Raw genomic sequence first — 14,687 nt, forward strand, 5'->3', positions numbered from 1 at the left:
TCACTTTTTTTTAATATCCTGGATTTTGTTCCCACTGGTTCCCAGCTAACTGAATTTCTATTAAAGGAATAGGGAACAACTCATGCTTACCTGATTGGAAACCATTAATTTCTGAAGCTGCTCTTCCTGTTCTTACTAAATCGAAGAAGCGATGTCCTTCACCAACTAACTCTACTCTTCTTTCATGATAAATCGCATCAGTAAGTGCGCTACCTGTAGCACTAACATTATTATCTGAATTTCCAAAAGCACGTTCTCTAACTCTGTTTAAGTACATCTGTGCTCTAGAATCGCTTATACCACCTCTATTTAAGGCCTCTGCAGCCATTAATAGCACATCTGCAAACCTTATTGCTCTGTAGTTATTTGGATTTGTTAAGTTAGCATCACCTGTATTTAAATCACCTTGTCTAGAGATGTATTTTCTATTGAAGTATCCTGTGTGCTCAAAACCAGTACTGAAGGTAGCACCTGTTTCTGCAGCCCAAGCGTCGATATCCAAAATAGCAGTCTCTAATCTCATATCTCCCTCTTCAAACTCATCAACCACATCTTGAGTAGGCACATTAAAACTAAAACCTGATTCAAAAAGCGGTCCGTTATAATTTCTTATACCATTAAACCCTACTGCTATATTACCTTCACTACATTGAAAACACCCAAAACCTGCACCTTCTACGTCTGTATATTGTACTTCGAAAACGGATTCTATATTGTTTTCATTATCGTTTTCAAACATGGTGCTATAATCTGTAATAAGATCATGAGGTCCATTATCTATTAAATCTTCTAAAACTGCTGCGGCTTCAGTAAATTTATCTTGGTATAGATATACTTTACCTAACATAGCCTGAGCTGCACCCTTAGTTATTCTACCTGTTTGGGATTGCACATAAGGAAGGTTATCTGCCGCAAACATTAAATCTTGCTCCATTTGCAGGTAAATTTCTTCTTTAGGTGTTCTATTTATTGAAAATTGATCACCAAATTGCAATCTTGTATCTACTGCAAAAGGTACATCTCCAAAAAACTTTACTAATTCAAAATAATAATAAGCTCTCAAAAATCTTGTTTGTGCCAAAACGCCTTCCTTACCAGCAAAGTCAGTTTTGTCTTGAAACTCCATTATGTAATTAGCTCTATTAACACCCGCATACATCCATTGCCAAATATCTCTTAATTGCTGATTAATTGGTGTATGAATCATATCATCAATTTCTTGAATGCCTGGGACGTCATTAGCGTTTTCGCCACCCGCTAGCGTATTATCAGACGCTATATCACCCAACATTACACTTAAGTATGTAGTTTGCAATAAATCATATGCAGCTATTAAGGCATTTTGATAATCTTCTTCTGAATTGAAAAAGTTTTCTGAGTTTTCTGCATTTGATTCGACATCTACAAAATCATCACTGCATGAAGCCATGATAAATAATGCAATAAAAATGTATGTGATTTTTAAATTTTTCATGGTCTATTTAAAATTTTAAGTTCATTCCTATTAAATATGTTCTTGGATTAGGATAGAATCCGTAATCTATACCTCCGCCAATAGCCTCTCCTGTAGAAGCCGTTGGGTCATAGCCACTGTACTCAGTTAATGTGACCAAATTACTAGCGGACACATATAATCTCAATTTATGTATTCCCCATTTTTCTGCCGTTTCTGGCGAAATAGAATACCCTATTTGTACATTCTGTAACCTAACAAAAGAACCATCCTCTACATAGAAGTCTGAGAATAACGTATTGTTAGTTGCGCCAGTTGTTACTCTTGGGAACGTATTACTTGTACCTTCTCCCGTCCAACGGTTTAAATACTGTACTGTTCTATTAGTACGTGGTAGGTTTCTTTCGTAATTCCTTACAATGTCATTACCTACTGAGGCGAATGCATAAGCACCAAAATCGAAGTTTTTATAATCAAATGTAAGATTAAGACCCATTGTAGCATCAGGAATAGGATCACCAATATTAGTTCTGTCATCATCATTTATAACACCATCACCGTTTATATCCACAAATATTAAATCACCAGGTTGTGTGTTGTTATTAAGAACTGGCGAATTGTCTATTTGTGCCTGATTTTGGAAAATCCCATTGGTTCTAAAACCTCTAAAATAACCTATAGGCTGACCAGCTTCCATTCTTGCAGGTGGATCTTGCCCTATACCAAATGCACCTCCTGGAATAAAATCACCAGAACTACTTACTGAGATGACATTATTATCTAACATTGTTAGGTTATACTTAAGATTCATTTTAAAATTATCACTCAACTCTTCTGTATAACCAATAGCAAATTCAAAACCTTTGTTTTCAACTATACCAGCGTTAATGAAAGGTGAACCAGAACCTGGTGCTGCCGCACCTAAAATTCCGGATACTGGTGGAGACACTAATAAATCCTCTGTTCTTCTTTTGAAATAATCTACGGTTAAGTCGAACCTGTTATCCCAAAAACGCACATCTAAACCTACGTCAAATGTTTTTTGCTTTTCCCATTTAATTTGTGGGTTAGCTATAGCACCTGGTGTTGTGCCAAAAGTCAATACATCGTCAAACACATATGCTCCTTCTCCTGTTAACAGAGAAACGAATCTAAATGAACCAATTCTATCATTACCCAATATACCATAGGAAGCTCTGAACTTTAAAAAATTAATAAGTGAACTATCTTCGAGAAATGCTTCTTCTGAAGCAATCCAGCCTATTGAGCCTGATGGGAAAATACCAAACTTGTTTTGAGGACCGAAGTTACTTGATCCATCTCGTCTTACAACGGCAGACAACAAGTACTTTCCTTTATAATCATATTGTAATCTGGCAAAGTAAGACAAAAGTCTAGAGTCAAATGTTGACTCAAATGGAACAATATTCTGAACACCCGTTGAATTTTCTATTGTAGCGTTTCCAACGTAGTTATCTGGAATTTCAAATCCTACAGAACCTGTGAAGTTCCCTGTAGTCTTAAATACAGATGTACCCAAAAGCAAATTTAGGTTATGTGCATCGTTGAAACTGTTTTCATACTTAATAAAAGCATCAAACGTATAGTCTCTAAAATAGTTTCTACTCTCTACAACCTGGTTACGCTCAATATCAAATACCTTATCAACAGTACCTTGAATACCATAATCTACAATTGGTGAAAATGTTCTTCCTGTTGTTTGTGCATAGTTGAATTGATAACTAGCCTGGGCCGTAAAGTTTTCTAAGAAGTTATATGATAGGTTTATATTTCCGTTAATCTTATCTACTAATCCTCTATTATAGGTGTTATCGATTTGTTTATTTGGGTTTACAACTTCAAATCCAAGATTTTCAGCTGCTCCATTAGGTCTAATTGTTGGCGCCATATTAAGTGCATTAAACAATACTGAACCAATACCTGTTTCAGGAAGTGTTCTTCTTACAGTGTGCGTCCAAGTAATACCCGAGTTTAACTTAAAGTTCTCTAAGAAATCTAGTCCATAGCTCAATCGCTTTGTTAATCTAGTAAACTTTGCTTTATTACCACCAACTATACCATCTTGAGTTAGGAAGGAACTACCAAAAGCATAAGTTGATTCTTTACCACCACCCTTAAGAGTTAAGGCGTTACTGAAAATTGGTGCATTTTGAAAAACCTGATCTTGCCAATCTGTGCCTTGACCTAAACCAGAAACATCTGGAAATGGTAAACTCTCGCCATTTGCAGCAAAAGCTTCGTTCAATAACAATGCATATTCTGTTGCATTGAGCATTGGCAATTTTCTTGTTGTTTCCTGAACTCCACCGTAGGCATTATATTCAATGGTTAGTGGCATCTCCTTTCTACCAGATTTTGTAGTAATAAGTATTACACCATTTGCTGCTCTTACACCATAGATACCTGCCGTTGCATCTTTTAAAACATTTACAGATTCTATATCATTAGGATTGATTACACTCAAATCCTCCACTACCGTTCCGTCTACCAATATTAATGGTCTGTTATCACCATTGGTTGAAATCCCTCTAATACTAATGGTAGAAGACGCACCAGGCGAACCAGAATTGGATACAATATTAACACCTGCAACTTGCCCTTGTAAGGCTTGCTCTATTCTTGTTGGCTTTAAAGTTTCAATGGTTTCACTAGAAACTACAGAAACAGCTCCTGTAATTTCCTTTTTCTTTTGTGTACCATAACCTATTACTACAACTTCGTTCAAAGATTCGGTATCCTCTTGAAGCGCAATATTAATCGGTTGATTATTTGTTATGGTAACTTCTTGGGATACAAATCCAAGATAAGAAATTACTAAAACTGAATTTAGGGGCACATCATTAAAAGTAAAGTTTCCATCAAAATCAGTAGATACTCCTCTAGAGGTGTCTTTCAACAAAACATTAACTCCCGGAAGTGGTTGTCCTGTAGAAGCCTCTGTAACCGTACCCGTAACGTTTACATTTTGCCCATGTATTGCAATTGAAAACACAAAAGCTAAGAGCGTAAAAAGTTTTATTTTCATCGATTAAATATTTAGATGATGCAACTTACAATATAAGACTAAGGAATCCTCAAAAAAAGACTATACAAAAAACATACAATACAAAAAAAGTTAGTTATTCTTATTAATATCGCAATAAAAGCCAATGAATTCATGACTTTCACTATTCAAAAATTAATGAGTTCTAAGTAAAAATACAAGCTGCAGATCTATTTGTATAGGTAATGTATAGGTGTTAATAAGAACTGTATAGGTGTTATAGTTCTAAAATGTAGTTAGTAAGGCTTTGTTCGTGGTCTAACCCCATCTTTTTTCTTAATCGATAGCGTTTTACTTCGACACTTTTATGGGAGATATTCAATAAAGGGGCTATTTCCTTTGAAGACAAATTCAATCTTAAATAAGCACATAACCTCAGGTCATTTGACGTGATTGAGGGGTGCAAGGATTTAACTTTTCTCATAAAGTCTTTATCTACATTGTTAAAGGCTTCTTCAAACAACTTCCAATCACTTGTGTTATTTAAACTTGAGTTTATCATTTTGATAACACCCCTAACCTCATCCAAAGATTTACTTTTAGATAGTTTTTCCTTTATATTATTAAGTAGTTCATTACGCTTTACTAAATTCATAGTAGCTGTACCGAGTTCTCTATTTTTATTATCAATATCTAACTGAAGATTTTGGTTTTTAAACTCCATTAATTGACGTTGATTCTCAAGTTGCTCTAATTCTAACTCTCTTTCTTTTTTTTCTATGACCCTTTGTTGTTGTCTTTTATAATACCTCTTATTGAAAAATTGAACTAAAAACACAAATAACAAAAACACCAAAACATAAGCTATTATAGCTATTGGTTTTAAATACCAAGGTTTATCTATCGAAAAGCTGTAAGACAAGGTATTAGCTGCAGAAACCGTGCCTGCTTTTGCCCTAACTTTAAGTTCATAGTCTCCATGAGGTAAATTTTCAAATAGCACCTCAGAATCGGTGGACCAATCACTCCAATCGTCATATATACCTACCAATTTGTATTGGTATTTGGTTATGGAAAGTTTATTATAATATGGAGCGCTGTAACTAAAATGAACACTGTTGTACTTGTTTTCTAGGTTAATTGGCTCACTATAATCTATAGGATCAAATTCATTATGAAGAGAAGTATAGGATGCGCCATTCAAATAAATGTTAAAAGATTCAGGTCTTTGGGTGTTAATATTTACCGTTATATAACCTTCCTTATTACCGAATAGATATTCTTCATCGCTTATAGGTAATATGTTTTCGAAACCCGTTTTAATTTTTCGCATATCCTCAGATATTTCGATGATATTGGCCTCTGGTTCATTAGACAGTATACCTGGCTCTACATATAGTATTTTATCCTTTGTAAAGCCCCATAATCTATTGTGCTCTTCTTCATATATCAATTTACCTGACAAATATTGGTCGCCCGTAAATAAATCGCTTAAAATTGAATCTTTTATGAAGGTATCTGAATCTTTATTAAAACTAAACACTCCCTCTCTATAACAATATAGAATTGAATCGTTATACTCTGTTAAGCTAGATTTTATTCCGTGTTCAATTGAGAGTTTCTTGTAGTCTAAAACCCTCCTAAAATCATTATCAATAGTCAATTTGTAAACCCCTTTGTATTCGTGATTAACCAATACTTCGTTTAAACCTGAAAATTCTATGAATCTTGAAGATATATCAAAGCCTTCAATTTTATTTCTGTACCTCCATTGCCCATTAACAAGCTCTAGAACATTAAGTCCCTTATAGGTACCTTGCAACAGCAAGTCCGTTCTATTTTCAATGGACTTTAAAATCCAAGTTCCTCTTATACTTGAAATCTTTGTCGCTCTATTTTGCTCTATTATAAAAGTCCCTTGATCATGGCCACAAAACAAAGTTCCATTTTTAAAATCTAAAGTCCACACTTGCCCCTGAGTTCCTCCTATAAGTTCGAATCTGTCATCTGAATTTAGCTTTTTATAAAACAGACCTTGATTGGTTCCGAGATATAAATGGTCATCTACTTTTTCTGAGGTATATACAGTTCCTAAAGCGCCTTGTTTATCTTTATAAACTCTATAGGGAGAATCTAAATTTATAACATTGACACCATTATCTAACCCTAACCAAATGTTTCCATTATTATCCTCATCAATTGAAAGCACTGTATTATTACTTAGTCCATCTTTCTGATCAATTTTCTGCAATAAGTCACCATCTTTATCCAATACCAAAATTCCGTTAGAAATTGTTCCGAGAACAAAATTTCCATCTTTTAACCTGACACTGCTATATAAGCTATAACCAGAAAGTATGTCATCGGTAGTTATCTGCCATTGGCTTATTACACCATTGTTATAGATATAAAACCCATTATCTTTGGTTTGCAGCATCAACCCGTTTTCTAACTGGCAAATATTAACCAACTCAACATTATTTATTTTTGGTGATGAAACAACCAATTGAGATTTACCGTTCTCAATTTTGAATATGCCATCCTCAATTTTTTGAAAATAGACAGCGCCATTGACTTCAAATATTTTATTAATTCTTGTTTTAGAATCAACAATTTCGAAACTTTTATCAGTTATATTATAGATATAAATACGTTCAAAAGATTGAAACAATACGTAGTCTTCGAGATTTATTATACCCCAAAATTCCTCGTCTTCTTTAACGCTAATGTTATTTTGTTTTGTAAGTGAAGTATAAACAAGTGTCCCGTATTGGTTTTTGTTCCAGTACCCAAAGTCCATGTAACCACCCGTGTAAATTCGGTCACCTACAGATTTAACAGATCTCAAAATATCGTCATTTGGTGATCGATACAATTCCCAGGACGCACCATTGTATTCTAACAAACCTGCATTATTCGCAATGTAAATAAAACTGTTTTTGGTTTGGGATATAGACCAATTCTGGTCTTCTGCAGCATAATCTTGCGGTGTAAAAATCTGTATTGGTGGAATTTCTTGACCATGGACAGTTAGTCCAAACAAGCACAATAAAAAACAAAGAATTTTATTTATTACACCCATTACTAATTCTTTAAGTGAGTTGCCCTTTTCATAATTCAAAAAAGAACAATAGATATATTAATAACTAACTTGTTAAGGTACTAATATAGATAAATAAAAGGACTTTAGACATCATGTAGTGTTATCAGCAATAGATAGTATAGGTGAAATTAAACTGAATTATCTTGTAATTAGACAAGTAAAAAAAATAGATTGGGTTTTATTTAATAACAACTTTTTTTGATTTTTGTCCTGTCTCGTATTGAAGATTCACAATATAAATACCTCCACTAAGTGAAGCTATATTTATGCGATTCTCAATAATAGATGAATTAAGCTCAGTTGCAAGCACCTTCCTGCCCTGAATATCGAATAAATCTAATTGTGTGTTTTCTTGTAACCGGCCACTAACTATTAATTCTTTAGAACTATTTAAAACAAAGATATTCAGAGTATGTAAATTATCTCCAGTAGTTGATAATGCATCTTCAGATATTCTCAAGAAGAAACGTCCGGTCCCAGAGGTTGCTGCTGTAGGTAACATCACATAGTCATCATTGATTAACAAAGTTGACGTATTTACGAGCGTATCATCAAGATAGACATTAATAGAAGCTGGCAATGACATATCAGCAATACTAAAGGTTAATTCCTCTCCTTGATTTACATTTACTCCTAATGGAATTACCACATCTGAAAGATTACTAGAATTAACTGTTTGTATAGCCATTGGAACACCTTCATTGTTCGCAACCAGATGTGAATACAGGGCGAATTCTGGAACATTACCACCAAAAACAGCTGCATCAAACCCTCTGTCTAGTCCTAAACTTGCGTTATCATGAAAAAACAGAGATGTTAAACAACTATCAGAAGCTGTACTCGCCCTTATTTTGATAAAATCTACATCACTTGATGTTCTACCTATTATAAAGTCATCTGAATTACCCACAGTCTGCATATTTGGTGTAAACTCCAAATCAGCAGATGATGAATTTGACGATACAAAAAAGCCTTGTCCCGGAGCTATTAGAGTTGGTCCATCCACCAAATTTGTAATCGTCCAATTACTTCCTGATCCGTCTGTATTATTTGCATCATAACCATAAATAGCTGCAGTATCCTCATCTAGCAAACTAAGATTTGATACTCCAGAGACAGACCCTACATGATTCAAAAATGCGTCAACATCTAGGTACGATGGGTAAGGGTTTCCTATGAGGTTCCACTCCGGAAAATCACCCGTAAAATCATTTTCAACAGATGTATTAACAGAACCCGTTACAATTGATCCAGTAAAAATTAAGGCCTCCCCTAAACCTTCATCTAATGAAGTATCTGTTCCTACTCTGTAACCCGTACCAGAAGATAAAGTTGTTGAAGTGTTGTAGTTGTATAGCAAATAGTCATCAGTATTGCCTTTTTCAAACGGACCAAATAGATAGGTTGTATTTGGTTGAGCTTCTCCATTACTTAATAGAACATCTGAATTATAATTATTGTCGTTAGTTAGAAAAGAAGTCCAGCTTTGTCCTGATAAAGGAGGGGCAATCAAATCATTACCATTCAGTTCCGAATTGGTATATCTATGGTATTTAGAGGTTCCTGAAACAGCTATTGTGCCTTTTAGAATTAAACCAGAGTATGAATCTGATTCAGAATACATATTTAAATCACCATCTATGTTTAGAGTTGCTCCTGTAGAAACGATTAAATTTGCTCCACTATGGATGTTTAAATCTGTAATGGTTTTATCACCAGATAATATGGGTAAAGTTCCTGTTACTGGAATTGTTATTTCCGAACAAAAATCTGGTACTTGGTTTGGTATCCAGTTATTTGGATCGTTCCAGTTGTTAGAGGCAAAACCATTCCAAGTAATTTGCAAAGGACTGGAGGCAAAGACTACCTCAAAGCGATCATTGGCAATAGAAGCAGGTGTACCAGAAGTAATAGAATAGCTATAGTTAACCGTACCACTTTGCGGAATCTCAGTAGAAATATGAGTATAATTATCAAATAAGAATGCCGTTGCGCATTGCATAGCTATGCCCTCTGCTACAATTGTATAATCGGTGTTCCTGTAAGTGTTAACTTCTAATTGGATTTCCTCTCCATCCTGTGGAGTATTTCTATTTTCAACACTTAATAAAATCCCGTTATTATTAGTCGCAAAATTTTCGTCTAAATTGGGAATATGCAGTGCATCATTAGCGTCAATAGCGTTATTACCTTCGGTGTCAAATAAAATTAATAACGCATCTGTAGCCGACTCATTATTAGCTAACGCACTACTTTCATATAAAGATAGACGCAATTGTCCTTGGCTGGTAAATTCATTTACCCTTCTTAAATCTTCGGTTTTTAATCTAGGCTTATCCTTGCTTTTTTGCTTTAGGTTTATAGAAGATTCATTAATTAATGGAAAAATCAAGACGATTGTGAAAAATGAAAAGATGAAATTCAATTTCATGATAAAGCATTATTATGGTTGATTATAATGACCATAACCTATTAAATGCCCGGAACAAGGAGTAGAAAATTGAGGGTAGTAATTTTATGTTAACCAATTACTAAAAAGGGTAAAAAAACCTTTATGAAATTAATAAAAAAATATTTGACAAACTATACAAATTTACGATTATCGTCTAAAAGTCAATTATTTACCACAAAAGGTTTCCTTTTAAACCGAAGTAAAAAATGCCGATTTTTAATCTTAAATACTTACGGTTTAAAACCCAACTTTCCGATAATCATAAAATCAAAAAAGCCGAAACTTTCGTTTCGGCTTTTTATCAGTACTGAAGGCGGGACTTGAACCCGCACGGCCATAATGGCCATTGGATTTTAAGTCCAACGTGTCTACCAATTCCACCACTTCAGCATCCCAGTTGCAGACTGCAACTTAATTGGTATATATTATATAGAGCGAAAGACGGGATTTGAACCCGCGACCCTCACCTTGGCAAGGTGATGCTCTACCCCTGAGCTACTTTCGCGTAGTGTTTTTAAAGAACTTTTTCGCTATAAAAGCGGATGCAAATTTAAACTATTTCTTATAAATGCAAAGATTTTTTTAAAATAAATTAAACTTAACTAAGCTTGCTTTTTCTTTACCAACATACGCTTAATTTCATTGAGTTTCATCAATGCCTCAACAGGTGTAAGTGTATCAATATCTGTATGCAAAATCTCATCTTTAATTTCTTCTAACAAAGGGTCATCTAAATTAAAGAAACTTAACTGCATATCATCTTTTAATGATTTTACTTTATCCGTAAGTTCTTCACTAGAATGTGACTTTTCTAATTTTGACAATATTTTATTAGCACGTCGTATCACTTGTTGCGGCATACCTGCCATTTTTGCGACATGAATACCAAAACTATGTTCACTACCTCCTTCAACCAACTTACGTACAAAAAGCACATTGTCTTTTAACTCTTTTACCGAAACATTGAAATTCTTAATCCGTGAGAAAGTCTCAGTCATTTCATTGAGCTCGTGGTAATGCGTTGCAAAAAGTGTCTTCGGTTTTGCAGGATGCTCATGCAAATATTCACTGATTGCCCAAGCGATGGAGATACCATCATAAGTACTTGTACCACGACCTATTTCATCCAATAGAACCAAACTTCGTTCTGAAATGTTGTTTAGAATAGATGCCGTTTCATTCATTTCTACCATAAATGTAGATTCGCCCATTGAGATGTTATCACTGGCACCAACACGGGTGAAAATCTTATCCACTAATCCAATTTTAGCTTCTTTAGCTGGTACAAAACTGCCTATTTGTGCCAATAGTACAATTAAGGCCGTTTGCCTTAAAATAGCCGACTTACCAGACATATTTGGACCCGTAATCATTATGATTTGTTGGGTTTCCCTATCTAAAAACACATCATTGGCTATATAAGCTTCACCTAAAGGCAATTGTTTTTCAATCACAGGATGACGACCATCTGTAATTTCTAGGTCACAGCTGTCATCTATCGTTGGATAGTTATAATTGTTGGATTTTGCCAAACTCGCAAAACCACAAAGGCAGTCTAATTGACCAATCAATTGTGCATTTTGTTGCACTTGAACTATAAACTGATGCATCCAAGTTACCAATTCAGCAAAGAGCTGCTGTTCGATGGCCAGTATACGTTCTTCAGCACCAAGAATTTTTGCTTCGTATTCTTTTAGCTCTTCAGTGATGTAACGCTCTGCATTCACTAAAGTTTGTTTGCGAATCCACGCTTCAGGAACTTTATCTTTATGAGAATTACGCACTTCAATATAATACCCAAATACATTATTAGAGGCTATTTTTAAGGACGTAATTCCTGTACGCTCACTTTCGCGCTTCAGCATATTATCGAGATAGTCCTTTCCTGATTTTGACAAACCTCTCAACTCATCCAGTTCTTGAGAAAAACCTTTTGCAATGGTATTTCCTTTTAAGATATTAACTGGTGCTTCTTCATTTAGTGTCTGCTTAATCTTTTCTCGTAATAAATCGCAATTGTTGAGATTGGCACCTAAAACTTTTAAGGCTTCATTATTGCAATTTTCAGCCATGGATTTAATAGGCACAATGGCTTCGAGAGAGTTTTTCAATTGAATCACCTCACGAGGGCTCACCTTAGTAGTGGCAATCTTAGATATTAACCGTTCAATATCACCAATGTGTTTAATTTGTCCTTGAATCTTTTGCAGTACTACTTCATTATTCAACAAAAATTGAACTACTTCGTGACGTTGTTTAATCTTATCAGCATGTTTTAGCGGTAAAGCCAACCAACGCCTCAATGTTCGACCTCCCATTGCGGAAATGGTTTTATCGATGACATTGATTAGTGTAACAGCATTAGCATTTGTAGAATGGTAAAGCTCTAAATTTCGGATGGTAAACTTATCCATCCACACATAATCGTCCGTCGCAATCCTTGAAATCGTTGCAATGTGCTCTAGTTTATTATGTCGTGTTTCACTTAAATAGTGAAGTACAACACTAGAAGCTATAATACCTTCATACAAATCTTCAATCCCAAAGCCTTTCAGGGTTTTTGTATTGAAATGTTTGGTTAATGTTTCGTGTGCATAATCAGCTTGAAACACCCAATCTTCTAAATAAAAAGTATGAAAATCGCTACCAAAGGTCTCCGTAAATTCCTTTCGGCATTGTTTTGAAATGAGGACTTCACTTGGGTTAAAATTCTGAAGTAGTTTGTCCACATATTCAGCATTACCTTGAGAGGTTAAAAACTCACCTGTAGAAATATCCAAGAAAGAAACTCCGATATATTTTTTATCAAAATGAACAGCGCATAGAAAATTATTGGATTTTGAATGCAATATATCATCATTCAATGCCACACCAGGTGTTACCAATTCTGTCACACCACGCTTTACGATTTTCTTGGTCTGTTTTGGATCTTCTAACTGATCGCAAATGGCAACTCGCTCACCAGCTCTCACCAATTTTGGCAAATAGGTGTTCAATGAGTGATGCGGAAACCCAGCCAATTCTGTTTCACTTTCACTACCAGCACCACGCTTAGTTAGGATTATATCTAAAATCTTGGATGCTTTAACGGCATCACTACCAAAGGTTTCATAAAAATCACCAACTCTAAATAACAATAACGCATCAGGATACTTTGCCTTTATGGCATTGTACTGCTTCATTAATGGTGTTTCTTTTTTTGCCTTTTTAGCCAAGAGATTTGTGTATTTTTGTTGAAATTGAAAGTTCGCTAATTTACTTATAATTTGAGGTTTATTGAAGCCTGAAAGCTATAAGTTATCTACAGGTGTTGATAACATTAAAACAAAAATTGAAACGTCATTACGAGTGAAATGCAATGAAGCGAAATAATCTCTTGATTTGAAAAGATTGCCACGTCCTTCGTCCTCGCAATGACAGATACACTATGAAAAGAAAACTAAAAAACGAAGAATTAGATCGATTAGAAGTTTCAGAATTTAAAGACGCTGAGAAATCGCCTATCATTATAATTCTAGATAATATTAGAAGTTTAAACAATATTGGTTCTGTATTTAGAACCAGTGATGCGTTTTTGATTGAAAAGATTTATCTCTGTGGCATTACAGCACAGCCACCTCATAACGACATTCGTAAAACTGCTCTAGGAAGCACGGAAACGGTGGATTGGGAATATGCTGAAAACACTTTAGAAGTCGTTAAAAAATTAAAAGCTAAAAATATTAAAATCGCAAGTATTGAGCAAGCCGAAAACGCGACGATGCTAAATGATTTTAAACCTCATCCCAATACCAAATATGCTTTTGTATTTGGGAATGAAGTAAAAGGTGTGGCTCAAGATGTGGTTGATGCAAGCGATGTAGTTATTGAAATTCCGCAGTATGGCACCAAACATTCTTTGAATATCTCAGTGAGTTGTGGTGTTGTGGTTTGGGATGCCCACAATAAACTCCAAAAAATAAATTCCAAATTCCAAAACTCAAAACTTTGAACTTTGAACTTTGAACTTTGAACTTTGAAAAAGAAATCAAAATCTCCCTGGCCAACAAAAGCCGTGATGGAACAGATCTATGAACAGCATCTTTGGGGTGGAAAAGAGTATGATTTCTATTCTGGTATAGGTTCTCACGATCCAAAGACCATAAATCCTTATTTAGACGTTGTTATTGATTTTTTAAAGTCTAAAAACAATCAACTGACGGTTTGTGATTTGGGCTGTGGTGATTTTAATATTGGAAAACATCTCATCCCTTTCACGAAAAATTATATAGGAGTTGATATTGTGGAAAGTCTCATTGAGAGAAATAGGACACAGTTTATAGCAAAAAACCTAACGTTTCAATGTTTGGATATTGCCAAGGACGAATTACCAAATGCCGATTGTATTATCTTAAGGCAAGTGCTTCAACATTTGTCCAACCAAGAAATTCAACAAATTGTAAATAAGCTAAAAAACTACAAATACATTATATTGACTGAGCACCTTCCCGATGGTGAATTTAAACCCAACAAAGACATTATTTCTGGTCAAGGCATACGATTAAAACAAAATAGTGGTGTGGATGTGTTGGCTGAGCCTTTTAAGTTGAAAATTTTAGACGACAAAGTCTTGAACGAAGTCATTTTGGATATTGGCAAAGGTAGAATTGTAACAACACTTTATAGATTACCCTAA

7 protein-coding genes and 2 tRNA genes are annotated in these 14,687 nt (G+C 34.7%); 2 read left to right on the top strand and 7 right to left on the bottom strand.

Features of this window, described 5'->3' with window-relative positions; all coding sequences use genetic code 11:
* Nucleotides 1-10: 10 nt before the first annotated feature.
* The 7 genes from F1003_RS14660 to mutS all read right to left on the bottom strand — a co-directional run bounded on the left by F1003_RS14660 (nucleotide 11) and on the right by mutS (nucleotide 13,227).
* Nucleotides 11-1,474 carry a RagB/SusD family nutrient uptake outer membrane protein gene (locus F1003_RS14660; RefSeq protein ID WP_155090184.1) on the bottom strand — a complete coding sequence of 488 codons (1,464 nt, stop codon included), beginning with the start codon at nucleotides 1,472-1,474 and terminating at the stop codon, nucleotides 11-13.
* A gap of 7 nt (nucleotides 1,475-1,481) precedes the next feature.
* A complete protein-coding gene (locus F1003_RS14665) occupies nucleotides 1,482-4,499 on the bottom strand; it encodes a SusC/RagA family TonB-linked outer membrane protein (RefSeq protein ID WP_155090185.1) in 3,018 nt (1,005 codons plus the stop codon).
* A gap of 235 nt (nucleotides 4,500-4,734) precedes the next feature.
* Entirely contained in the window at nucleotides 4,735-7,539 is a 2,805-nt protein-coding gene (locus F1003_RS14670) for a triple tyrosine motif-containing protein (RefSeq protein ID WP_155090186.1), read from the bottom strand.
* A gap of 199 nt (nucleotides 7,540-7,738) precedes the next feature.
* A complete protein-coding gene (locus tag F1003_RS14675; RefSeq protein WP_155090187.1) occupies nucleotides 7,739-9,991 on the bottom strand; it encodes a DUF8693 domain-containing protein in 2,253 nt (750 codons plus the stop codon).
* Between the two features lie 326 nt (nucleotides 9,992-10,317).
* Nucleotides 10,318-10,402 (bottom strand) — tRNA-Leu (locus tag F1003_RS14680).
* A 43-nt stretch (nucleotides 10,403-10,445) separates the two neighbouring features.
* Nucleotides 10,446-10,517, bottom strand: a tRNA-Gly gene (locus F1003_RS14685).
* Between the two features lie 97 nt (nucleotides 10,518-10,614).
* A complete protein-coding gene (gene mutS / locus F1003_RS14690) occupies nucleotides 10,615-13,227 on the bottom strand; it encodes a DNA mismatch repair protein MutS (RefSeq protein ID WP_155090188.1) in 2,613 nt (870 codons plus the stop codon).
* Between the two features lie 212 nt (nucleotides 13,228-13,439).
* Here mutS and F1003_RS14695 point away from each other — a divergent pair, with 212 nt between their 5' ends.
* Together F1003_RS14695 and F1003_RS14700 are read left to right on the top strand one after the other, a co-directional pair.
* On the top strand, nucleotides 13,440-14,003 hold the full coding sequence (locus F1003_RS14695) for an RNA methyltransferase (RefSeq protein ID WP_155090189.1): 564 nt from the start codon (nucleotides 13,440-13,442) through the stop codon (nucleotides 14,001-14,003).
* Between the two features lie 24 nt (nucleotides 14,004-14,027).
* Entirely contained in the window at nucleotides 14,028-14,687 is a 660-nt protein-coding gene (locus tag F1003_RS14700; RefSeq protein ID WP_235898391.1) for a class I SAM-dependent methyltransferase, read from the top strand.

The sequence above is a fragment of the Winogradskyella ouciana genome, from assembly GCF_009709615.1.
In the GTDB taxonomy this organism is placed as follows: Bacteria; Bacteroidota; Bacteroidia; order Flavobacteriales; family Flavobacteriaceae; genus Winogradskyella; species Winogradskyella ouciana.

Bases quoted from the DNA above. Each gene is read 5' to 3' on its own strand.
- F1003_RS14660 (WP_155090184.1), bottom strand. From the start codon at position 1,474: ATGAAAAATTTAAAAATCACATACATTTTTATTGCATTATTTATCATG.
- F1003_RS14670 (WP_155090186.1), bottom strand. From the start codon at position 7,539: ATGGGTGTAATAAATAAAATTCTTTGTTTTTTATTGTGCTTGTTTGGA.
- F1003_RS14695 (WP_155090189.1), top strand. From the start codon at position 13,440: ATGAAAAGAAAACTAAAAAACGAAGAATTAGATCGATTAGAAGTTTCA.
- F1003_RS14675 (WP_155090187.1), bottom strand. From the start codon at position 9,991: ATGAAATTGAATTTCATCTTTTCATTTTTCACAATCGTCTTGATTTTT.
- F1003_RS14665 (WP_155090185.1), bottom strand. From the start codon at position 4,499: ATGAAAATAAAACTTTTTACGCTCTTAGCTTTTGTGTTTTCAATTGCA.